Raw genomic sequence first — 22,696 nt, 5'->3', positions numbered from 1 at the left:
GGACGAGCAGTCTGCATGATAAAGAAAGTGCTTCCACACTGGATTCCGATCTTCCCACTGCCCAACGCGGTCCTTTTGCCTCGGACAATTCTGCCGCTGCATATCTATGAACCGCGTTATCGAGAAATGACCGAGGACGTGCTGTCGGGGCGGCGGTTTATGGCCATCGCGCTGTTGAAGCCAGGTTACGAAGCCGCCTACCACACGCTGGATGCAAAAGTCTGCGAAATCGTCGGTGTCGGCCGTGTCCTTCGGGACGAGCGCCTGCCGGACGGCCGGTTTAATCTGCTGCTACAAGGACACTATCGGACCAGGATCATTGAAGAACGAAAAGATCGAGTCTATCGGCAAGGACGTCTTGAAGTGATTGAACCGATCGCACCGCAGCCAGAGCAGGAATGCGCCGTCCGGCGAAGGTTGCGAGAGCTTCTGAATTCCTCGTCGTTGGCATCCTGGGCAAAGGAAGCGAACTGGAACGAACTTTTTGCCTGTAGCGCCTACTCGCTTTCGGATGTGGTTGATGTGATTGCATCATCGCTGGTCAAGCGGCCGGAAGATCGCCAGTGTTTTCTGGAGGAATTGTGCGTTGAGCGACGCGCGCGATGCATCTGTTCGGCTTTGACGGTGCTTTCGGAGCAACTGGCTCAGGCCGCCGCTACGCGCCGCGCCAGGCCGTGGCCGCCGACCGATTCCTGTAATTGACGCTGCCACACGGAGACCGGAAGCGAGGCGCCGCCGGCTCGATCCACGACGTCAGAGATTATGATGATCGGAATCGAGCATGTCTTTCCATTCCGCAAGATTCTCGAGATAGACGGCTGTTCCGCGCGCGACGCATGAGAGCGGGTCGTCCACGACCTTGCATTGCAGGCCGGTGCCGTCGCTGATGACGCGGTCGAGACCTCGCAGAAGAGCGCCGCCGCCACAGAGGTGGATGCCGGAATCAACCAGGTCGGCGGCGAGTTCCGGCTCGCATGCCTCAAGCGTATGGGTGACGGAATCCAGTATCTGGCTGATGGGTTCGCGAAGCGCTTCGCGAATTTCCTGGCTGGTGACAACGGTCTTGCGCGGCAGGCCGGAAATCATGTCGCGCCCACGCACTTCGACAGCCACTTCCTGATCGAGCGGAGACGCCGACCCGATCTCGATCTTCAACCATTCAGCCGTTTGAGGGCCGATTTGCAGGTTGTATGTGCGTTTCATGTGCGCCTGAATGGCTTCGTCCATGTCGTCTCCGGCCGTTCGCAGCGACGTACTGACCGAAATATCCGCGAGCGACATGATCGCGACTTCAGTCGTCCCGCCGCCGATGTCGACGATCATGCTGGCGCGTGCCTCAGAAATCGGCAGGCCCGACCCGATGCCGGCCGCCATCGGCTCTTCGACGAGATAGACACGACGGGCGCCGGCGCGCTCCGCGCTGCCATAGACGGCTCGCTTCTCGACGGCGGTGATGCCCGACGGTACCGCAATGACGACGCGCGGGCGAATGAAGCGGCTGCGACCGCCGTGGACCTTGCGGATGAAATAGCCGAGCATCGCTTCCGTGATATCGAAGTCCGCGATCACGCCGTCCTTCATGGGGCGAATCGCGGTGATGGAGCCGGGGGTCTTGCCGAGCATTTCTTTCGCAATCAAGCCGACGGCGTTCCCTCCCTGAAGTACTTGATTGGTTCCCTTGCGCACCGCGACGACACTCGGCTCGTTCAGAACGATGCCTTCGCCGCGCACGCAGACAAGCGTATTGCAGGTGCCCAGGTCGATCCCCATGTCGACGCTGAACATTCCTAGTAGAGAATCGAATAACAAACCGGGTTCCTCGAACGTTCGGCCAAGCGAGATAAGAGCGCGCGAGCGATGGCATCCTTCCAAAGCGACCGCGCTCGACGGGCATTCTACAGATATACGTCATCTCGTCATAGAGACGTTCGCCCTGGGAGATGAAATTTCAGTCGGGGCTGTGAAATGATTCAAAATCGTATGCGAGCCGGAAACCGGTCGGTCACGGTCCGGTCGCGCGCCGCCCAACCCTGAATGCGATGCGTTATAAAAAAAAGCGGCTCCGATTGGAACCGCGTTGAAAGGAAAACTGAAAGGACGACGTCGGCCGCCGGAGCCACCGATGCCGCCCGTCGATCTTCAACTTGCGAAGCTGGGAAACGGGACACCCAGAAGTTCGTTCGCTCGTATGATCGCGAAGGTGAAAGTACCCGCCACCAACGCGAGCGCGATCCCCAGGAGCACCGTGTAAATGTCGTTCTCAGGAGCGGGTCGTGAGCCATATCCACCGGGCGCTGCCATGATCGCTAACTCCTTGTTTCGATTCCAACCGGCATGAGTCAGGCTGCCGTCTATGCTTGCGAGGCGACGGCCCAAGCCTCGTTCCGTTTGCGATTATCCGCGGAGGGCAAAGCTGGCTTCGTCCCGAGCGAGGTCACCCGGACGAATCTGCCCTTCGGTCGTTTCCACTGAACCGGCACAGGCGTTCGCCTCCACCCGCGTCACACGGAGGGTTCCGAGATACATCGGCTTCGAACCGGCCACGCCCGGTCGGTAGAGCAGAAAGGTCATGCCCTCGACGACGCCGTCGGATGAGCCCACCGAAATGCTGGCGAGTCCGTCCTTGACGTCAGTGACCTCACCCCGGATCGGAGCGGTCACTACCGGGCGGGCGGCGGTCGAGACACTGGGTATGCCGGCCTGCACGATGCCGGGACCGCCGGGAATCTGGGTGACGCCGGCGACCTGGCTGGTTGAGATCGTCTCAATCTGCTCGCGAAGTGCCCGAATCTGTGACTGGGCCATCGCCACACTCGACGTGAGTTCCTTCACCCGATCGTTCAGATCGACATTCAGCCGCTCCAGCTCGCTATTGCGACGACTCAATTTGGCAATGAATTCACCATCGCGATTGCGGGCTGTTTCGAGGAGCTTGTTGTGCTCCGATGTGCTGGCCAAAGCGCCTTGGGCGACGGTCATTCGGTTCTGCTCCGCGGCGTAGTCGCTCTCCAGCTTGGCGAGTTCACGCTCCTTGTCCGACACTTCCGCCTTCAGGCGGTTGATCGAGTCCAAGTCGGAAAGGTGCCGAGCCAGCGCGTTCTGTGCTTCGAGCGCCGCGTTGGCTGCGATGGTTCGAGACTTGGCTTGCTCGGCCAATGCGACCTCTTTCCAGTCGGCCGCCGACGCCTTCCACTTCTCCTGCTGCGAGAAGGTCGCCACGGTGTGGGCAGATAGAAACACGGATAGAACGACAACAACGATGACAAAGACCTTCGTGAGGACGCTCACTTCGATTCCTCCTCAAACGGAGTAAGTAGGTTTGCGAGTCGAATCGGCGGCGAGCCGCTTCATGCGGTTCTTTCTTTGGTTGCCCCCCGTCGGGCGGTGTGGCGATTCGTACTCTTGTAAGCCTTTTCGCTAATTCTGTGCGTTGAGGCGTGGTTCCGTTGAAGTCGCGCCGAGCCGGTTGCGGCGTCCGGCGCTTTCACTGGAATCATTGGATTATCCCCTCTCTGACGGCGATTTGCAAGCCCCTCATCACCTTGAAGTCGCAATCTCCGATCGGCGGACCTTGCGACGTCCGCGAACGCGCGAACGCCTCGGATCGAGCGGTGACGATCGAATGGTCTGAAAGACGAGGGGACCGAGAATCCGCATGAAGGGTCTGAAGGCGGAACCGGGTCAGGCCGATGGTTCGGGACCGGGATTCGCGCCGGGATCAACGTCCCAATCAGCGTAATCATCTGATTGGCACGGGTCCACGTCTTGACCCGGCAGCGTCAGAACGATTACAGTTAGAAGCAGGATAGCCGCTATTTTCCAGCCTGCCGCGCGCGTCCTGAGCCCCGGGGTGAAGCGTCATTCCAGCAGATCAAATGGTTGGTGAGACCGATTGACCCGCTGCGCCGATTTCAGTACCTGAGCCGATCATCCCGCCAGAAGCCTTCCGTTCGACTGAGGAGATTGTCGATGAATTTCTGCGTTCGTGCCGCCCTTCCTTCGTGGGTCGCTTCGATGGCGATTGCGTCCTCGATTTCTTCGGGCGCGATTGCATCGGATTTGATCTCGGTCGAGTCGATTGACCAGCTTGCCGCGCGAAAGTTGTGGCGGGTCAGCATTCCACTCATGGCGAACGATCGCATTGTCCGCGCCGAGTTGCTCGACGATAATCTCTATCTGATTACCGCTCAGAATCTGGTCTACGCGGTTCACGCCAAGACCGGTGTGATTCGATGGACAGCCCAGGCCGCCGAACCGGGCCAGTCGCTTCGCGGCCCGACGCACACTCCCCAGTATGCGCTCTTCACGACCCCCGCCTCAGTCAAAGCGATCGATCGCGTGACCGGTCAATTGGCCAGCGAGCCTCGAAAGCTCCGCGGCGCAATCATCGAAATCTCTCACGACGTCGCCACGATCTCGATCGGCCGGGCCAACGGCATCCGACAGGATGATGTGCTGAGCATCGTTCGAGTCGGCGACGAGCCGGACGATTCATCCAAAACCCTCGCGAGGCTTCGTGTGACCGTCGTCGGCGAACGCCATTCGAAAGGGGAGGTGATTCGTACCTCGCGGACGACCGTCATCGAACCTGGAATGCGAGTGGGAGCCAACGTCAACCTTCCGCTCAAGTCGATCAATCTGCCGTTCTCGGCGACAACCGCTGCCGTGGGTGACGCGTTTCATATTTTCGTCGGCTCGGCGAACGAACGCGTCTATTCGCTCGATATCTTCGAGACCTTCCGCAATTGGGAGGCATCGGTTTCGGGTACGGTGACCGGCACGCCGGTGCTTGTCGGAGATGAACTGTATTACGGATCGCAGGGCGGCCGCGTGACGGCATTGATCCTGGGCAGTGCTCGGCGCGACGAAGCCCGCCGCAAGTGGGAGTTTGTCACTGAAGGACCGATCTTCAATTCGCTGGCCGTCGATGCGGAGAAGGTGTACGTCGCATCAAGTGATCGGCAGCTATACGCTCTCTATCGCAAGAACGGCCGCCAGGTCTGGACCGAGCGCTTCGAGAATCCGCCGGATTCACCCCCTGTGCTGGCCGATGGACGGGTTTACCTGTCGATCGTCGATCACGGACTGAATTGTCTCGATTCCCGAACCGGAAAACGGCAGTGGCATCTGCCGGAACAGGCACGTTATCTCGCCCGGTTCGAAAACGACGCATACGTGCATTCGCCGACGACCTCCTCCATTATTCGAATTGACGAGGTGACCGGGAAGATCAAGAGCCGGCAATCCACATCGGCGGATATCGCGGTCTCCAGCCATGCTGATCAGTTGATCGTTATTGGAAATTCGTGCGGCGATCTCGTTTGCCTGCGACCGAAGTCGGCGCCCCCCCTGAAGCCGGCGGAGCTCGCAATCGTCTTGCAGAACGATGCCAGAGCGAAGGAACTTGCGCGGATGTCTGCGGAGCAGCGCGCCCTTGCGGAGGCAAAGTCGTCGGATGAGTCGATACGGCGCCCGGACATCAAATTCATCGAGGACGACGATTTCCTCGGGAGCCGCAGCACTGCAAAACCGGCGGGTGGCCGAGACTTGGTTGATGTTGGCGAGAAGCCGTCAAATGGCCGCACAAAGGCGCCGGAGGCACCGGCAAAAGAGACTGAAGCCGAGGAAGAGACCGAGGATGAATCCGATTCGGATGACGGTGATGAAGCCGATTCCGACGACGATTCGGATGATGAAGATGACTCCAATTCCGACGACGATTCGGACGACGATTCCGACGACGATTCTGATGACGATTCTGATGACGATTCTGATGACGATTCGGACGATGAAGACGACTGAGATTCTGCCCGGCTTGTGATGTTTGAATCGTGATTCGGCATTGAGTAGCACCAGGCGCATTTCTCCCTTTCGCCGGTTACGCTACACTGCCGGTCATGCCCCAATCCAATATCCGACGTGCGCTGATTGCTGTCTACGACAAGGCCGGAATCGTCGAGTTCGCCCGCGCGCTTGTGGACGAATTCGGTATTGAAATTCTCTCCACCGGCGGCACTGCAAGGCATCTGAGCGACGCCGGAATTCCCGTCACGATGGTTGAGCGGATCACCGGCTTCCCCGAAATGCTCGATGGCCGCGTCAAGACCTTGCACCCGAAGATTCACGCGGCCATTCTGGCCGACCGCGACAACCCCGATCACATGCGACAACTGGCCGAGCATCGCATCGAACCGATCGACATGGTCGTGGTCAACCTTTATCCGTTCAGCGCCACCGTGGCGGATCCGAACTGCGCCATAGAGCAGGCGATTGAGATGATCGACATTGGTGGCCCCTGCCTGATCCGGGCGGCTGCAAAGAATCACCGGCACGTGTTGGTGATCTGCAATTCAACCGCGCAGCAATTGATTCTGAATGAGATGCGGTCGGGAGGGCGGAACTTGGAAGCGGTGCGGACCGCGTTGGCCACGCGAGCGTTCCAACTGACCTCCGACTATGACGCGGCTGTCGAGGCGTATCTCGCGAAGTCGGTCTCCGACAAATTGGATAATCTGTTATCCTCGGCACTCGAAGCGGCCGGCGAACATCCCTGCGAGGCGCATCCGAAAACGGATCCGCCACACTCGCTCGAATTGGGGGACGTATCTCCGCTGCGCTACGGGGAGAACCCGCATCAGCGCGGATTTCGTGCCGCTCTGAATGAGAGGGAACCCGGAGTCCGGCTCTTGGATGAGCATGGCGACGCAGGGCAGGATTTGTCGTTTAACAACCTGCTAGATGCGGACGCAGCCTTGGCAATTTGTTCCGAACTTGCAAGAGCACGGATTCATGTCGGCCATGTAGACACCTTTGTCGATGAAACCGCATCGCGGCCACATACAGCGTGTGTTTTCATTAAACACACCAATGCGTGCGGCGTCGGATTTGCCCACGATCCGATCGATGCCTTTCAAAAAGCCTACCTTGGTGATCCGAACGCCGCGATGGGCGGTATCCTCGCTTGTAACTTTGGCATCGATGCCGCGTTTGCCGTTGCGGTGATGGAAACATACGATCGCTTCGGTCGGCCGTTGAAAGCCGCGGGTCATCCGGCCGCTCCCGGCGGTTTCTTCGTCGAGGTGTGGGTTGCTCCGCATTTTACCCCCGACGCAGTCAAGTTGATACGGGGAACGGCTGAGCCGGCCGCCGACTTGCCGCATCCACCGAGAAAGAAGTGGGGTGAGAGTGTCCGGCTGCTCGCCGTGGGCGACATGAACATGACGCCTTCAGCGGCTACCTTCGATTACAAGCGCATTGCCGGCGGCATGCTCGTTCAGGATCGCGACGTCGTCTGTCTCAACGAGGATCAGTGGCGCGTGGTGACCGCGCGCCCGCCGAGTGAGGCGGAATGGTCGGACTTGCGGCTCGCATGGCTGATTGCGAAACATACGCGGAGCAACGCCATCAGTCTCTGCAAAGGCGGCATGCTCATCGGAAATGGTGCGGGCCAGATGAGCCGCGTGATGAGTTGTCGAATTGCGACCTGGCTCGCTCGTGAAAATGGTCATTCCCTGAAGCTGGCCGGCGCGGCCGCCGCAAGCGATGCGTTCTTCCCTTTTCGCGATGGTCCGGACATCCTCATCGATGCCGGCGTGACGGCGATGATACAGCCCGGCGGAAGCAAGCGGGACGACGAAGTCATCGCTGCATGCAATGAACGAGGCGTGGCGATGATTTTCACCGGAACGCGGCACTTTAAGCACTAACCCGGTATCAGACTGGTAGAACGGCTGCAAGCCTTTCGATCTCGCCGCCGAGGTGCCAAATTCGTGTCACTTACTCAGGACCGCCGTGGGCCACGTACTGGGATCGATGAACCAGTTCAGCTCGTCACCGATGGTGATCGATTGACGGCCCAGTTCGGTATCTTCGACCATCACGAACAGGCCGATGCGAGGATTCTCAATCGGGTCAAACCCGTTCAGAATCGCGCCGGGCAGTTGAGCGGTTAGCGTATAGCCGCCACGACTGAGCGTGGACTTGATCGGGATCTCACCGGGCTTGGGAAGGGGGGCGTCCTCCGTGGCCCGTTGAACTTTGTCCGCGCCGGCGATGGCCGCTCGGCCGTCCCGTCCGCCACCGGTTGGGAGGAGGTGAAAGTGCTGGCAGAAGCGCGTCGCTCGGCGGATGCTCCGTGTGTCGCGCATGTCGGTCATGACCCGAACATGATCGGATTTCCAGAATCGTTCCGGATCACAAATCGGAGGTCTGCTCTTACCGGAGACGCGCGCGGCAATATAGAGCCCGTCTTCGTCACATGTCGCGAACACTTCCGCAAAGCCCGGCTCTTCGTCCAGCTGATGAAGGGCGGGCAGCCGCCATGAGGGGTCCCAGTTTTCCAGTCGGCCGTCAATGGAGGGTGCGGTCGCGCACCAATTGAGCTGAAACTCGAACTTAAACAGGAACCGATTGGGAATAATCAGCGACATGGCCGAATTATAGCGTTCCGGTTTGCCGGCGTGAACGCGGCGTGAGTTTCGGCATCGGACGCACGGCCTCCTCGGTTCTCGCGTCGTCGCGGCTCACCACGCTTTCAACTCGCCGACAATTTCCTCCACAAGGTCTTTGACCGTGACGATTCCAAGACAGCGCCGTTTGCTGTCCACCACAATCGCCATTCTGCGAAATTCACGCTGAAGACGCGAAAGGGCATCGACCACACGCGTCTGCGGAGAGATTTCGATCGGTGGACGCATCAGGTTTCGGGCCGTCCGATCGCCGCCGGCCGTGAGAAGATCGAGCACATGCACGACGCCGACGACGTTCCGTTTGTCGTCACCGTAGACCGGCAGCCGCGAGACGCGCGACAACCGAAGCAGCGGCTCGGCCGACTTGCGTGTGTCGTCCGCCGCGAGCATCACAACCTGATAATGCGGAACCATCACCGCCGATACCTGCAACGACCGCAGTCGATCGATGCGTTCGAGAATCGACATTTGGGTGAGGCTCATTGTCCCTTCCGCCGCGCCCTCGCGGAGCATCTGAAAGACATCAAGCCGCGATTTCACGCCTGCCGTATCGCGCGCGTTTGGGTTCATTCCTCGAAAGGCGATCTCTGAGAATTTTCGCTGAAGCCAGATGATGCCCAGCTTCTCGCAGATGCGATGCGCCAGAAAGATGATCCCGGAGAATCGCAGCATGAGCGCTTCGGCATTGCGATTGAATACGTTCTTCGGCACGACTTCGCCCAGAACGAACACAATCGGTGTGAGGATCAGCGTGGTGTAGAGCTCGGCCAGACTCTCGGTCTCCTCTCGCGTGTGATCTGCGATCGTGCTGAGAAAAATGATCGTCAGGCAGGCCGGCGCAAGGTAATTCGCCAGGTTGGTCCCGAAAAGGGTCGTGAAGAGCAGCCCGCCGCGATCGCGCAACAAAAGCTGCATCCGAATCGCCGCCGCACTCTTCTGATGCGCCGCGAGTCGCACGCGCGTGGTATTGATACAGTACATGCCCGTCTCAGCCCCGCTGAACAGGCCGGAGAAAAAGACACACACCGCGCACAATCCAATCCAGCACATCATTTCCGGCAGGGCCATATCGGCCATGATCGCTGTCGGCGTCATGACACCCCTCCGCCGTCCGCGCTGGACCTCATTTGCTCGGTCGATCCCTCCGATTGTTTCAGCAGAATCATCAGATCCGGATTGTCTCGAATCGGCCGGTCAAGTGTCACAAGCACGCGCACCACCCGGCGCCGCCGCATGCCAAGCACCGTGAGCTTGGCGTGCCCGATGACGACTTCGTCTCTCGGTTCGGGCAGTCGATCGAGTCGCTCGCTGATCAGCCCGCCGACGGTGTGGATGCGGGTCTCCTCCTCCGGCAGTTCGAAGGCCTGGCAGAAATCGCCGACATCCAGCCCGGCATCCACGAGGTAGTGCAGATCGTCCGACTTTTCGATCATCGGAAGGTCGGATTTCTCCTCCGGGGCACGAAGGTCGCCCACGATTGCCTCAACCACATCCTCCAGCGCCACCACGCCCGCCAGTCCACCGTACTCGTCCACCACCACGGCGAACTGGGTCTGAGTTTCGCGAAAGTGCTTCAAGAGCATCTCGCTGCCGGCCTGCTCAGGGAAGAAATGGACCGGCCGCACAAGCTGCCTGATGGGTGTGGTCGGACTCAGGAGCACATCGCGCGACGAGACGTAGCCCGTAATGTGGTCGATGTCATCCTCAAACACCGGCAGTCTCATCAGGCGATGGGACTTGAACAGCCGAATGAGATGTTCTCGCGAGTCATTGAGGTCGAATGCGGCCACATCCACGCGCGGCGTCATCAGCGCGCTCACCCGAAGATGCTTCAGGTCCAGAAGCTGATGAAGCAGCACATTTTCAGCGTCGTCGAGAAGTCCTTCGTTGCGGCTGATGCTCACGAGGCGTTGCAGGTCGTCCTCGTCGATCGACGCCGGCGGAGCCGGTGTGAGAACGCGAGTCAGTGGTTCAATCAGCGTGGCGTCCATCACGCGACGAACTGGATGCGTCAGAATTTCAATTGCACGCATCGGCCGCGCCACCATCGGCGCAAGCCGTTCACTGAGCGTCAGAGCGATCAGCTTGGGCAGAATCTCCGCGAACAGCAGAACCATGATGAAGCCCGCCACGCCGAGCGCACCCGTCCAGACCGCCGAGCCATTCGCCAAGGCCCCGACGGTCACGCCAAGTATCGAATACAACAGGATGTTGATGGTCGTGTTTGATAGAAGGACCGACGCCAACAACTCCGACGGATTCTCGCGCAGTCGAACGATGGTCGCCGCCGTCGCGGATTTCATGCTGCGATACCGGTTAATCTGCTGCCTGTTAAGCGCGAATAGGGCGGTCTCGCTGGCGGAAACCATCCCGCTCACGCCTGTGAGAATGACCAGCGTGACCAATTCGGGGATGTTGTGGACAAGCACCTCAAGCGTCATGTGCGGCTCCCTGCCTTACGCGATGATAGCAGAAAAAGTCCAACGCCCGAAGATGCGGCCCCGTCTCTTTCCATGGCAGGCACGCGCTTCGGCGAACAGTTCCATCAACCGCACGTTCGAACGGCGGATCGGTCTTTCATATCAATCGGGCTCAAGTCAGTCTGGATTGATCCGGGCGCCGAATGGGCGATACGGTATCATCGGGCCAACGAAGCTTGTGGCCTCTGGTTTGATCGATACGATCTCGCGGACAAACCCATGAATAGCGACGAACTGTTGACGCTCCTGCCGATCGGTCTACTCGCCGGATTCTGCGGAGGTCTGCTCGGCATCGGTGGCTCGGTCGTCATTATCCCGGCCCTCATCATTTTCTTCGGTGGCCGGCAGCAGCATCTCTATCAGGCGGCCGCGATGATCGTGAACTTCTTTGTCGTCGTTCCGTCGGTCATTCGGCACTTTCAGGCCCGGGCCACGCTTCGCCCGATTACCCGATGGATGATTCCGGGCGCGTTGATCGGAGTCGTCGCGGGAGTCTATCTAAGCGAACTGCCGGTGTTTCGAGGGGCAGGACAGGGCTATCTGCAGATCGCATTCGCCATATTTCTCGCCTATGTGCTGATCTACAATCTTCGAAGGCTCACATCGGCAATCCGCATGCCGCGGATTTCAGAGTCTCAGGCTGCGGAACGGTCCGGCTTCGTCGCATTCGCCGGAGTCGGCGTGCCCACCGGGGTGACGGGCGGATTGCTCGGCATCGGAGGCGGACTTTTCGCCGTGCCGGCGCAACAATTGCTCCTTCGGATTCCCCTTCGCAATGCAATTGCGAATTCCGCTTCGGCGATACTGTGGACCAGTGTCGTCGGCGCGGCATTCAAGTCGGCGAAATTGTCAGGCCACGGACATGACTGGACCGACGCGATCTGGATGGCGATCGTGATGGCGCCGCCTGCCATGATCGGATCATGGTATTCAGCCGCGAAGGTTCACGTGTGGCCGGTCCGAGTTACTCGCCTGGCGTTCAGTCTGCTGCTCATCTATGCGATTATCCGGCTCGCAACGACAGGTTGGGCGCAGATTTACGGAGGGTCTTGATATGTCAGCGGAACTCAGGCGATTGATCGAAGCATATCAGCCGGGACTGAAACTCGATCGTGCTTCGACCATCCCTTCATCATGGTACACGGATGCGCGAATCGCCGAGCTCGAACGATCCGCGGTCTTCAGCGGCACATGGCAGTTCGCCGCGCGAGCCGATCAACTGAAGAATGCGGGCGACTATGTAACGACCGATGTGGCCGGCGAACCGGTGGTCGTGGTTCGCGGCGAGGATCACCAGCTTCGCGCATTCTACAACGTATGTCGGCATCATGCCGCTGCCGTCATGACCCAGCCGCAGGGACGCTGTCATGTCATGCAATGCCCTTACCACGCATGGACCTACGCGCTCGACGGCTCGCTCAAGGGCATGCCCGACTGGGACGGCGTGCAAGACTTCAGAAAGCGGGACAATGGCCTGGTTCCCATCCGTGTCGAGACATGGGAGAACTTCGTCTTCGTGAAACTCGGAGCCGGCGGGGCGCCCGCGGATGCCCTCGCCAAAGGTTCGGAGTCGTTGGCCGCCTTTCTCGGAGACATGCCGACGCGCGTCGAATCCCTGAATCTGACCAGTCTGCGGTTTTTTGAACGGCGATCCTACGACTTGAAATGCAATTGGAAGGTTTATGTCGACAACTACCTCGACGGCGGCTACCACGTCCCTCACCTTCACAAGAGCCTGAATACGGTCCTTGATTATGGTGAGTACACAATCGAGACATGTGGCAACTATTGCCTGCAATCAAGTCCGTTGACGGCCGGGAGCGATGCCGACACCGCGTCCGTTCGCCGTGGTAATCGCGCGTATTATTACTGGGTATATCCCAATTTCATGCTGAACTGGTATGAAGGAGTCATGGACACGAATCTCGTCATGCCGCTTGCGGTGAATCGATGCCGGGTAATTTTTGATTTCTACTTTGATAATGTCGAGCCGGCGGCACTCGACCGCAATCAGCGCAGCGTCATGGTGGGCGAGCGCGTGCAGCAGGAGGACATCGATGTCTGTGAATCCGTACAGCGTGGGCTAACATCACGAGCCTATGACACGGGTCGGCTGTCAGTGCGCCGTGAAGCGGGCGAGCAGCAGTTTCATCGCCGCCTGCACGATTACATGAACCGGTCCCTATCCGCATCCGCCGACTCCGGCTCGCGAACAGGATCGGACATCGCAACCGGGCGCTCGGTCTGAACGGGGCGGTCCCGTTCGGTTTGGCCGAGTTTCCGTGCAAATCGCGGGTTACCGACGCGAATCGAACCAACCAGACCGATCGCAAAATCGGCCCGGACTCGGCGGTTTGATGATTTGCTTGCGTCCATAAAGCTATGCAAGCAAAAAGTTTATGGCTGAATCTGGGCATTGCGCAAAATCGCCTCACAACATTCGCAAAGCCTTGACTGCGAAGGATTGAAACAGGTACGATGAAGATAGTGGACGATGGTGTTCATTCGTTTCGGGGAAGTGCCCGGAAACGGAATAAGTCAACATCGTATGGGGTTTGCAATTTAGGCGGTAGGTTAGGGGCCGCCTGGGCAGCGACGTAACGGTAGGAGTGGGGTCAATCCAAGAGGGGATTCCCGCAGTTCGGCCAGTCTCGACTCGCATTCGCGATTGCAGGCCGCTGGCGGGGTCAATTGACCCGCGATTAACACTGTAAGACTTGTTTTAAATTAGGTCGGTCCGCGCTTTGTGCTCCGTCGATTCTCGCGCACGCCGTGTGCGCGGCTGAATCGTGGATTGATCTGCATTCTTCGGAGGCGTGGTACTTGTACGTGTCCGGACTGCCGGACGGAAGGAGTGTGTGGAGATGGGTAAGTTCAGGTTGTGTAGTTGTCTTGCAGCACTGTTTGCGATCGGCATCGCGTCGATGTCCGTTCGCGTCTTTGCGGATGGTCCGACGGAAGGTCCGCCGACCAATGAAGCGACGATTTCCGACCTTCAGCCCGTTTCGGACGGCGAAGTGATCGGAACGGACGGGATTCTCCCCGGGACACCGGACGACTCCATTCAGGCGAAGGTCTCTCGTGGGCCGCGAACCGACCTCGACCCCGCCGCGCCGCGCGGTCCGGGTGCCGACGAGTGCGCGAATGCCACGGCCGCCAACGACGGCGCGAATGCGTTCGATACCACTTCAGCTTTGCCCGACGGCCCGACTCATACGGCTGCGGAGTGCCAGATCGCCGGCACGCTCAACAACAACGTGTGGTTCACCTATCAGGCGACCTGCACGGGCCTGTTGACGGTCACGACCTGCGAGCAGCTCGGCGGCAGCGCCGACTATGACACCCGCGTGGCCATCTATTCCGGCTCGTGTGGCGCGCTGACGCTCGTCGGCTGCAATGACGACGACGAATTCAATGCTTGCGGCGGTGCCCCGAACTTTCACTCAACGGTTCAAGCCCTTGTCACCTCGGGCACGACCTATCGGATCAGTGTGGGCGGCTTCGATGCGTTCGAAATCGGCACCGGCTCGCTGTTCATCTCCTGCAACGGCAATCCCAGCGGCGCTTGCTGCCTCGGCGACGGCACCTGCCAGGAAGTCGCGACCGATGTCGATTGCGCATCGCTCGGCGGTCTGTGGAACGGCTATGACACCACCTGCGCCGAAACGACCTGCCCCTGCGGCCAGGTTGTTTATTCGAATCCTTACACCGGCGGATTCTTCTACACCTTCGTCGGCGTTGGAAACAACGTCGGTAACGGCATGAATCTCGCGGCCGGCAATCGTGCGCTCTGCCGCATCGATACCCTGGTTCGCAATACGACTGCCCCCGCCGGCACGCCGTACAACCTTCGTGTTAATGTCTGGACGGCCTGCCCGTCGACCCAGAGCCCGCCGGTTACGGCTTGCGGCTCCTCGGCGACGCTGCTCTACACGGGCCTGATGGATGCCCCGCTGCTCTCCGACCCGACCCCGGGCGGATTCCTCGTTGCGACGTTCAATCTGCCGAACGTTCCGGTTCCGAATCAGATCTTCGTGACGGTCGAGCCGGTGCTTGCGAACACCGCGTTCCTCGTGGACGGCACGGAGGCGATTGTTGGTCAGCGTGCCAGCTCGATCGCCCTCTGCTTGGCCGGAAATTCCGGTTGCGGCTGGGTCATCGGTGGCGTCGCGAACGTCCCGTTCGTCGTCTTCGCCAAGCCGATTCTTGAGCCGGGTGCCTGCTGCGATATCTCCGACGGCACCTGCACCAACGTCGCCGGCGGCCAGCCGGATTGCGACGGCCCCACGGAACGCTTCACCTACGGCGGATTCGGCGGCGATTGCAACAATCCGAACTACACGTGTGTTGCTCTGATTGGCGCTTGCTGCGATCTCAACACCGACACCTGCACCGAAGGTGTTCTGCCCGGTGACTGCACGGGCGCTGGCAAACACTTTGCACTCGGTCGGGGTTGCGATGACATCATCTGCCCGCCGTCGTGCATGGATGGCGGTGATGGACAGCTTCCGAACTATGCCGGCAACGGCGTCGAGAATACGGTCGGTCGAACATCTGACCTGAGCCCGACGTTCGCCGGCTTCCTCGTGGCTGACAACGTCACTCCGGTCGCCAACGGAACGATCAACTCGGTCCGCTGGTGGGGCGCTTACCGAAACTTCGGCGCAGGCAACGTGCCCTGCAATCCGCAGAACGGTGATGTTCCCGATAACTTCCGCATCCGAATCTGGAACGAGGCGTTGAATCTCCCGTACCAGATCCTGGCCACCTACAACGTCGGTGCGTCGGCCGTCAAGGTCGACACCGGTCTCGATTTGAACCTGACAAGCGGTCGACGACGTGTCTATCAGTACACGTTCACCGGTCTGAACTTCCCGGTCCAGGCGGACATCTGCTACTGGATCGAGATCGTCAACAACACGACCGGCGGCAACTGCCAGTGGCTGTGGCTCTCCGGCCCGGCGGGTGACTCCAGTGCGGCTCAGCACGTCGGCGACACCACTTCCGCGTGGATCTCCGATGACCTCATCCCGCACGACATGGCCATCTGCGTTGACGTCTCGATCAACGCCGACGGTTGCGACAGCGCGATTGAGCTTCCGGGTGCCTGCTGTTTGTCAGCCGATCCGTTCTGCACCTCGGTCGGACCGACCGATTGTGCGAACCTCGGTGGTGAGTTCACGACGGTCGGACAGGCTTGTCCGCCGCCGCAACAGTTCCCGACGAGTCCGATCTGTCAGGGTGCATGCTGCGTCAGCGGTACATGCGAAGTCGTGACGGAAGCGGATTGCGATGCCCAGTTCGGCACATTCTTCGGCGTCGGTTCCACCTGCGGCGAAGGTCTGTGCTTCGGTGCGTGCTGTCTGGCTGACGGCGCTTGCGTCGACAACGGCCTCGACAGCTCCATCAATGCCGTCACCTGCGAATCGACCGGTCTGATCGACTATGCCGGTTCGTGGCTCGCTGGCGCAACCTGTGCCACCTCGATCTGCGCTACCTATGACCAGTGCGATCCGGACGGCCTTGGCCAGCCGGGCGGCGTGCCGCTCCTCAGCTTTGCCAATTCGCCGTATGTGTTCAACAACACGGCGCAGTTCTCGCAGGAGTTCAGCATCCCCGTCCCGAGCTTCCCGGATAATCCGGACCCGAGCTGCTTCGGCGGCACCGGCAACGGCGACGGCGTTGGTAACTTCTGGGTGGCCTTCACCGGCACCGGCAACAGCGTCGAGGTCAGCACCTGCAACAGCGTCGTGTCGGATACCGTGCTCGCGGTCTACACCTATGGTCCGGAACAAGGTTGCCCGACATTGCTCACGCTCGCCAACGAAGTCGGTTGCAGTGAGGACGACGATGCCTGCGCCGATCCGCTCCAGTCGCGAATCTGCCTCGAGACGACCGTCAATGGACAGGTCTACTATGTCCAGGTCACGTCGTTCGATGCGGCGAGCGTTGGGCTGATCACGCTGAACCTCAATTCGCCGTGCCCGGTGGCCTGCGCCTGCCCGGGTGACGTCGGTGGTCCGGCGGGTGCGGTCAGTGATGGTCTCCGCAACGGCCTTGATGTTCAGGAGTTCGTCCGCTGTCTGCTCGGCACCGGCACCAATTGCGATTGTGCCGACGCCAGCGAGAACGGCGATCTCACTGATATCTTCGGCGCGAACGGCGACATTGCGAAGTTCGTTGAGTTCCTGCTCAGCGGACCGAGCTGCCCGTGATGACGGTCTGACGCCGTTCATCCCGTCGGAATAACCGCCAGCCGGGCATTGTTCGGGTGACGGGGTTCCGGCGCAAATAAAGTCTCAAACGGCCGCGGTGCGAGAGGAATCTCTCGCGCCGCGGCCTTTTTTTTGGATCAACCGAGAGGCTACCGGGTCTGAAGTCGAAGTCCTCGTCGCGTCGCCTCAGGGCCGCAAAGTTAGCGTGACCCGGAGGCTCGGATGGACGATGAAGTCCATGCGCGGCGTAGTCTGGTCGTGTCGCGTGTGAGAGAAATTAATGTAACGTTAGGCTGGCAAAGCACATAGGGTGGTTGCCGGTATCGTTTCGCGTTGTTGGCGGAATAATTGACTAAGGTCCGAGAGTTTTGTTACCATGCAGCGGTCGGTCGTCTGGAGTAGAGACGCGACCCGGCGTCTCAGGATTGGCGGGGTTGTCAGCGGTTCGGGCAGCAGGGGGTTCTCGTATTTTGGGATGCGGGAACGTCGAATAACGAACACAGCTGACCTCACCTCCCGCACGAGTGCCAATCTGACGGCAGTCAGTCGTACCCTGAATTGTCGGACCTTCCCATATGAGAGATCTGATGCGCGCCCGTGAGTGGAGAATTCGCTGGCAGAATCAGTTACCAATCGGCGTGTGCCTTGATGGTGGCCATCGGGCGCGGCGTTTCGATCGTTAAGTGCTGAAAAAAAGTGTCCGCGATGAATCGCGACCACGGATCCACCCAGGAGGTATGAAAATGTTTGGTCGTCCGGGAAAATGGAAGAGCCCACTCTCCCTCTGTATCGCGGCGCTGCTTGCGTCCGCGAACGTCGTCTCAGCCGATGAACCGCCGGTGCCCGAAAAATCCTGGCAGCCGGTCTCTGCGGAGGCAATCATTGCGGATCCGTCTGCATTGGACCCTTTTGATGACGGTACGCCGCGCGGTCCCGGGACCTACTTTGCCGGATTCGAGACCGGTGAAGGCTACGCAAACGGCAACATTGCCGGGCAGGTCGGATGGGTAACCTCCGTGGGTTCCGGAACGACGTGGGCTACAGTTTCGACCGTTACTCCCTTCACCGGTCTGCGAAGCTTGCGGATTGTGGACAACACCTCGCTCACCAATGGAACGGAGATCATCGCATTGACGCCGGTGCTGCCGCCGCCCGCCGCGGGCCCGAGCGTTTTTGAGTGCGATGTCCGCATCAGCGGAAATAACGGGGCGGACTACGATATCGTCCTGCAGTCGGTCGCCGAGGGTTTCATCACGGCGAGAATCAAGTTCTACTTCGGTGACACCGGCGATCCCGACACCACGCCGGGAGAATTGGCCTTTCTGGACAACGCAACCGGCGGTGGCCTGGCCTTCGTCGCGACAGGCGTCGAATACACCGTCGGACAGTATCGACACCTCCGCGTCGAGTTGATTCCCAGTGCCAATCAGATCCGCTACTTCTATAACAATGTGCTCATCTACACCGGCCAGATGCTCAACGGAGCCGGCACCCGAATCGACCAGGTCGGAATCATCAGCGACAACTGGCAGAATGTGAATGAGAATGCCCATTTCGATAATCTCACCGTGAATCCTCTGACGGTTACCGGAGCCTGCTGCGCGAACAATACGCTCCCCTGCCAGGACAACGTGCCCATCGCCAATTGCAGCGGTCCGAACGATCGCTTTGTTCCCTTCACCACATGTGCATCGGCCGTCTTCACTCCGGCATGCGGTTCCACCACGCCGGGCGACCTCTGCACCAACGCCCTGACGCTCAGCGGCCAGGGTGCGACGGCGAACTTCACCACTTCGGATGCGCTGACTGGTGGGCCGGATGCTTCCTGCGTCCCGAATGGGCCCGGCACACTGCACCACGACCGCTGGTTTGACTACACCGTTCCGACGCTTTCCCCGTCGGCGACGAATGGTGGCGATCTGGTCATTAGTACGCTCGGTTCCGATCACGACACCGTCGTGGTCGTCTATGGACCCGTCAGCGGGACCGCAGCGCAGATCTGCCAGGATATCACCCTCGGCAACGTTGGCGAGGTCGGATGCGATGACGACATCCGCGCCGAGAATCTGCTCTCCTTCCTCAGCGTCCCGAGCGTTCAGCAAGGCGAGCGCTATCGGATTCGCGTCGGAACGCCCTTTGACTCGGTCAGCGGCAACGGCGTGATCAACGTGGACTTCGTGCCTTATTTCAACGGCGTGAACTACCTTGACGCCGGTCGGTGCTGCAGCGAGGACGGCTCGGTCTGCACGATCATTGGCCGCTCAGACTGCGAAGCCCTTGGACGATTCTGGCAAGCCGGAACGCGATACGTCGAAGGCGCGAGTGCCGCGATCCAGGCCCAGTTCCCTGAGACGTTCCCCATCGGTTGCCGGACGCTTCCGTGCCCGACGCTCGGCGGCGCGTGTTACAACGCGATCAGCCTCCAGAATGCGATCGGCGGCAACGAAGGCACGGTCGCCCGCAGCATCACGGACAAGATCTTCTTCAAATACAACATCGGTGTCGGACAAACGCTTGTCCTCGACACCTGCGGTTCGTCATTCGACACCGTGATCGAAGTGTACGCCGGATTCGGCGATCAGAGCGGCCTCTCGAACGGCGACTGCCAGAATCTGATCAAAGTCAACGACGACTGCTCCTTCGGCGATCCTGATGGAACATCCGAAGGTGCCAGCCAGACTGCGTCATGCTATGCGGCAGCCGGACAGCTCGATTCCTGTCTGTGTGTCAGCCGCGACGAAGTCGATCAGGCCGGCGGAGTGAACGGCCGCGTCTACATTGCCATTGGCGCGTTCAATCCGTTCCGAGCCGACACGAACGTGGCATCGATCGATCCGGTTCTGAATCCGTTTTCACCGGCGGCCACGCTGAATCTGACCGCCACGCTCATTCCCCAGTGCTTCGTCTGCAACGTCACGAATGTAGTGGATGGCAACCCCGTGACGCCCATCCTCGAGAATGAGCCGGTTTGCGGTAACAACACCTCAAATCGCACCAACGATGGCTGCAGTCTCCCCGGAACGCCGAACTTCCAGTTGCTGACTCCGCCCACTCCGGGCAATCCGATTTACGTTCGGGGAACGGCCGGCGTATATATCGATAGCGTTCACGGTCATCGGCCGGATAACGACTGGTACGAATTGAATTTTGCCGGCAACGTAACCGCGGAGTTCCGCCTCGTGGCCGCTGAATTCCCGGCTCGATTCACGGTGTTCCGCGCCGGCGAAGTCGATCCGTGCCAGGCCGAGGCGGCTTCCACCTTGACGACCTTTGTCAGTTGCGTTGACACCGAGGACCTCTTCACGGTCGACCTGTGCGCTGGACGATATTTTGTCCGCGTCCGGGCTGAAGCGCCCAACGACGTGCCCTGCGGCGCCGCCTACCTCTTCAAGGTCAGCGTGACCGCGGCATCACCGAGTACGGACTGCTGCAAGGGCGACGTGGACGGCAGCGGCGTCCTCGACGGCGAAGATGTGGATCTGTTCGTACAGTATCTGACGGAAGGCGTTGTGGATGCATTCGGCTTCGGCCCCTGCTTCGGCCAGAAGTTCTGCCGAGCCGATGTCAACAACGACGGCGCCGTCAATCTGAACGATGTCGGTCCGTTTGTTTCGGCTCTGCTCAGCAAGGCGCCGTGCCCGCCGATTCCGCCGTGCACCGATCCGGATGCCTGCCAGTTGCCGAACCAGACAAACGTCGTCGCAGCCGATACGGAGGACTTCCGCTCGGCCGACAACTTCACACCGCGACGCAGCGGGCAGATCACGAGTGTTTGCTGGTGGGGTGCCTATATCGACGTCACATCGGCTTCTTTGCCGGATTGCGGTCCGGGCGGTGGCGATGCCTTCACCATTGCGATCTATAACGATGCCAGCCTCTGTGCGGGCAGCCTCATCGCCACGCAGAGTGTCACGGCGACCAGAACGGCAACCGGCAGTCAGATCGCCGGTCTCTGGAACGAGTATCGCTACCAGGCCACGCTGAGCAATCCCGTGTCCGTTGTGCGCGACCAGTGCTACTGGATTGAAATCCAGAACAACGTCGCCGGCACGGGTTGCCTCTGGGTCTGGGAAGGTTCTGATTCCGGTGACGGAATCTGCCTGGCCGATCCGGATGCCGCGCCCTACACCTGCCCGGATGATTACCTCGGCACCGATCTGGCGTTCTGCCTCAACCTGAAGCTGGGTGGATTCGGTTGCTCGGATATTCTGGATGATGGCAAGTGCTGCTATGTCAGCGGTGGTAACACCCTCTGTGTGCAGACCGACATCGACACCTGCATCGTTCAGTACGACGGCTACGCTTTCGACTTCGATGGCGTATGCGGCGTTGATCCCTGTCCGGCCGCCCCATGTACCGTGACATGCCAGCCAGGTGACATCATCGAAAACGAGTTCTGCGGGTTCGATGTCAATGGCGGTTGTTTCCTTGACTCGGTCTTCCCTGCCGTGCAGGAACTCGGCGCGTTGACCTGCGGCCAGCCGAAGTCGATCTGCGGCGAGACGTGGAGTGACGGCGCGGTCCGCGATACGGACTGGTTCCGGTTCACGACGTCGACGCTGAGCAAGATCACGGTTTCAATGCAGGCGACGAGGTATGACGGGCGAGTCGTTCTCACGCGGCTGGACCCGAACTGCGACAATCTGCCGATCCTGCTCGACGTGCAGTTGTTCCCGAACACCTGTCAGGAGGTTCAGCGTTCGGCATGTCTGCCGGCCGGTCAGTACCTGCTGGTTGTGCTTGGTTCCGAAACCTTCACGCCTCACCTCTGTGAGACGCGAAATCGCTATCGCGTGACCGTCGCGTGCGAAACGCCGTGTCCGTCCTCGCCGAACGACCTCTGTGTGAACGCGATCGACGTGACCGCGAATATCAACGGCGCACCCATTCAGGCGGATAATAGCGATGCCAGCACCGAAGCCGGTGATCTTCCGCATAGCTGTCACTGGTCTGGCACCCCGACGCCGGCCGAGTTCACCATCTGGTACAAGTTCACCGCGCCGGCCAACGGACGCATCACGGCCTCGATTTGTGGCAGCACCGGTTCGCTGCTCGATTCGACCCTGGCGATCTATTCCGGTGCCTGCGGAGCGCTGACGGAAGTCGCGTGCGACGACGACGGCTGCGGAGATGCGCCGCCGTACTACTCGCGCGTTTCTTCGACGACGTTGACGCCGGGACAGGTCTATCTCCTGCAGATGGGCAACACCGGAAACACGACGCCGACCAATCCGGGCACGTTCACCCTGACGCTGACGAGCCCGTGATAAGCGGCCAACATCGGATGGCCTGAAACGGCATCCGAACATCGTGGTTTGGAATCAAGCATCGGCCTCCGCGACGACACGTCTCGGGGGCCGATGTCATTTCTGGAATGCGTACGATTCAGGCAGGATTGGTTTGTCGACGATTAGCGATTTGTATACCATGAAATCGCGGATCGGGTTCCTGTTTCAGCATGGAGCAACGGTTGATGAAGAGATCCCACAAAGTCGCCTGCGACAGAAACCCTCGGAGGTTTCGGCTTGCCGTT

Annotated in this window: 13 protein-coding genes; 7 read left to right on the top strand and 6 right to left on the bottom strand. The window is 60.0% G+C overall.

All coding sequences use genetic code 11. The features are described 5' to 3' along the window. Positions 1 to 15: 15 nt before the first annotated feature. Entirely contained in the window at positions 16 to 702 is a 687-nt protein-coding gene (locus KF841_01400) for an LON peptidase substrate-binding domain-containing protein (GenBank protein ID MBX3394001.1), read from the top strand. A gap of 51 nt (positions 703 to 753) precedes the next feature. On the opposite strand, the gene KF841_01395 is transcribed toward KF841_01400, so the two are convergent. From KF841_01395 to KF841_01385, 3 genes are all read right to left on the bottom strand, one after another. Continuing rightward, positions 754 to 1,785 (bottom strand): rod shape-determining protein, encoded by a 1,032-nt coding sequence (locus tag KF841_01395; GenBank protein ID MBX3394000.1) that lies wholly within the window; start codon positions 1,783 to 1,785, stop codon positions 754 to 756. A 354-nt stretch (positions 1,786 to 2,139) separates the two neighbouring features. Then, positions 2,140 to 2,301 (bottom strand): hypothetical protein, encoded by a 162-nt coding sequence (locus KF841_01390; protein MBX3393999.1) that lies wholly within the window; start codon positions 2,299 to 2,301, stop codon positions 2,140 to 2,142. A 93-nt stretch (positions 2,302 to 2,394) separates the two neighbouring features. Then, positions 2,395 to 3,288 carry a hypothetical protein gene (locus KF841_01385; GenBank protein ID MBX3393998.1) on the bottom strand — a complete coding sequence of 298 codons (894 nt, stop codon included), beginning with the start codon at positions 3,286 to 3,288 and terminating at the stop codon, positions 2,395 to 2,397. A gap of 681 nt (positions 3,289 to 3,969) precedes the next feature. Here KF841_01385 and KF841_01380 point away from each other — a divergent pair. Together KF841_01380 and KF841_01375 are read left to right on the top strand one after the other, a co-directional pair. Then, on the top strand, positions 3,970 to 5,802 hold the full coding sequence (locus KF841_01380; protein ID MBX3393997.1) for a PQQ-binding-like beta-propeller repeat protein: 1,833 nt from the start codon (positions 3,970 to 3,972) through the stop codon (positions 5,800 to 5,802). Between the two features lie 95 nt (positions 5,803 to 5,897). Next, positions 5,898 to 7,706 carry a bifunctional phosphoribosylaminoimidazolecarboxamide formyltransferase/inosine monophosphate cyclohydrolase gene (locus KF841_01375; protein MBX3393996.1) on the top strand — a complete coding sequence of 603 codons (1,809 nt, stop codon included), beginning with the start codon at positions 5,898 to 5,900 and terminating at the stop codon, positions 7,704 to 7,706. Between the two features lie 66 nt (positions 7,707 to 7,772). On the opposite strand, the gene KF841_01370 is transcribed toward KF841_01375, so the two are convergent. From KF841_01370 to KF841_01360, 3 genes are all read right to left on the bottom strand, one after another. Next, positions 7,773 to 8,429 carry a hypothetical protein gene (locus tag KF841_01370; protein MBX3393995.1) on the bottom strand — a complete coding sequence of 219 codons (657 nt, stop codon included), beginning with the start codon at positions 8,427 to 8,429 and terminating at the stop codon, positions 7,773 to 7,775. A 93-nt stretch (positions 8,430 to 8,522) separates the two neighbouring features. Next, positions 8,523 to 9,563 (bottom strand): DUF21 domain-containing protein, encoded by a 1,041-nt coding sequence (locus tag KF841_01365; GenBank protein MBX3393994.1) that lies wholly within the window; start codon positions 9,561 to 9,563, stop codon positions 8,523 to 8,525. Next, complete coding sequence (locus KF841_01360; GenBank protein MBX3393993.1) at positions 9,560 to 10,909, bottom strand: HlyC/CorC family transporter; 1,350 nt, start codon at positions 10,907 to 10,909, stop codon at positions 9,560 to 9,562. Before KF841_01360 ends, KF841_01365 begins: the two co-directional genes overlap by 4 nt. Positions 10,910 to 11,167: 258 nt before the next feature. On the opposite strand from KF841_01360, the gene KF841_01355 reads away from it, so the two are divergent. The 4 genes from KF841_01355 (at position 11,168) to KF841_01340 (ending at position 22,430) form a co-directional block, all read left to right on the top strand. Next, positions 11,168 to 12,001, top strand: a complete 834-nt coding sequence (locus KF841_01355) for a sulfite exporter TauE/SafE family protein (GenBank protein MBX3393992.1) — start codon at positions 11,168 to 11,170, stop codon at positions 11,999 to 12,001. A 1-nt stretch (position 12,002) separates the two neighbouring features. Continuing rightward, on the top strand, positions 12,003 to 13,196 hold the full coding sequence (locus tag KF841_01350; protein MBX3393991.1) for a Rieske 2Fe-2S domain-containing protein: 1,194 nt from the start codon (positions 12,003 to 12,005) through the stop codon (positions 13,194 to 13,196). A 616-nt stretch (positions 13,197 to 13,812) separates the two neighbouring features. After that, complete coding sequence (locus KF841_01345) at positions 13,813 to 17,163, top strand: hypothetical protein (GenBank protein ID MBX3393990.1); 3,351 nt, start codon at positions 13,813 to 13,815, stop codon at positions 17,161 to 17,163. A gap of 743 nt (positions 17,164 to 17,906) precedes the next feature. After that, positions 17,907 to 22,430, top strand: a complete 4,524-nt coding sequence (locus KF841_01340; GenBank protein MBX3393989.1) for a dockerin type I repeat-containing protein — start codon at positions 17,907 to 17,909, stop codon at positions 22,428 to 22,430. The last annotated feature ends 266 nt before the right edge of the window (positions 22,431 to 22,696 follow it).

The sequence above is a fragment of the Phycisphaerae bacterium genome (genome assembly GCA_019636475.1).
GTDB lineage: Bacteria > Planctomycetota > Phycisphaerae > UBA1845 > UTPLA1 > JADJRI01.
This window is presented reverse-complemented; position numbering and strand designations above follow the sequence as displayed.

Coding starts and splice junctions, on each gene's coding strand:
- KF841_01400 (MBX3394001.1), top strand. CDS start 16: ATGATAAAGAAAGTGCTTCCACACTGGATTCCGATCTTCCCACTGCCC.
- KF841_01395 (MBX3394000.1), bottom strand. CDS start 1,785: ATGTTCAGCGTCGACATGGGGATCGACCTGGGCACCTGCAATACGCTT.
- KF841_01390 (MBX3393999.1), bottom strand. CDS start 2,301: ATGGCAGCGCCCGGTGGATATGGCTCACGACCCGCTCCTGAGAACGAC.
- KF841_01380 (MBX3393997.1), top strand. CDS start 3,970: ATGAATTTCTGCGTTCGTGCCGCCCTTCCTTCGTGGGTCGCTTCGATG.
- KF841_01375 (MBX3393996.1), top strand. CDS start 5,898: ATGCCCCAATCCAATATCCGACGTGCGCTGATTGCTGTCTACGACAAG.
- KF841_01370 (MBX3393995.1), bottom strand. CDS start 8,429: ATGTCGCTGATTATTCCCAATCGGTTCCTGTTTAAGTTCGAGTTTCAG.
- KF841_01365 (MBX3393994.1), bottom strand. CDS start 9,563: ATGACGCCGACAGCGATCATGGCCGATATGGCCCTGCCGGAAATGATG.
- KF841_01360 (MBX3393993.1), bottom strand. CDS start 10,909: ATGACGCTTGAGGTGCTTGTCCACAACATCCCCGAATTGGTCACGCTG.
- KF841_01355 (MBX3393992.1), top strand. CDS start 11,168: ATGAATAGCGACGAACTGTTGACGCTCCTGCCGATCGGTCTACTCGCC.
- KF841_01350 (MBX3393991.1), top strand. CDS start 12,003: ATGTCAGCGGAACTCAGGCGATTGATCGAAGCATATCAGCCGGGACTG.
- KF841_01345 (MBX3393990.1), top strand. CDS start 13,813: ATGGGTAAGTTCAGGTTGTGTAGTTGTCTTGCAGCACTGTTTGCGATC.
- KF841_01340 (MBX3393989.1), top strand. CDS start 17,907: ATGTTTGGTCGTCCGGGAAAATGGAAGAGCCCACTCTCCCTCTGTATC.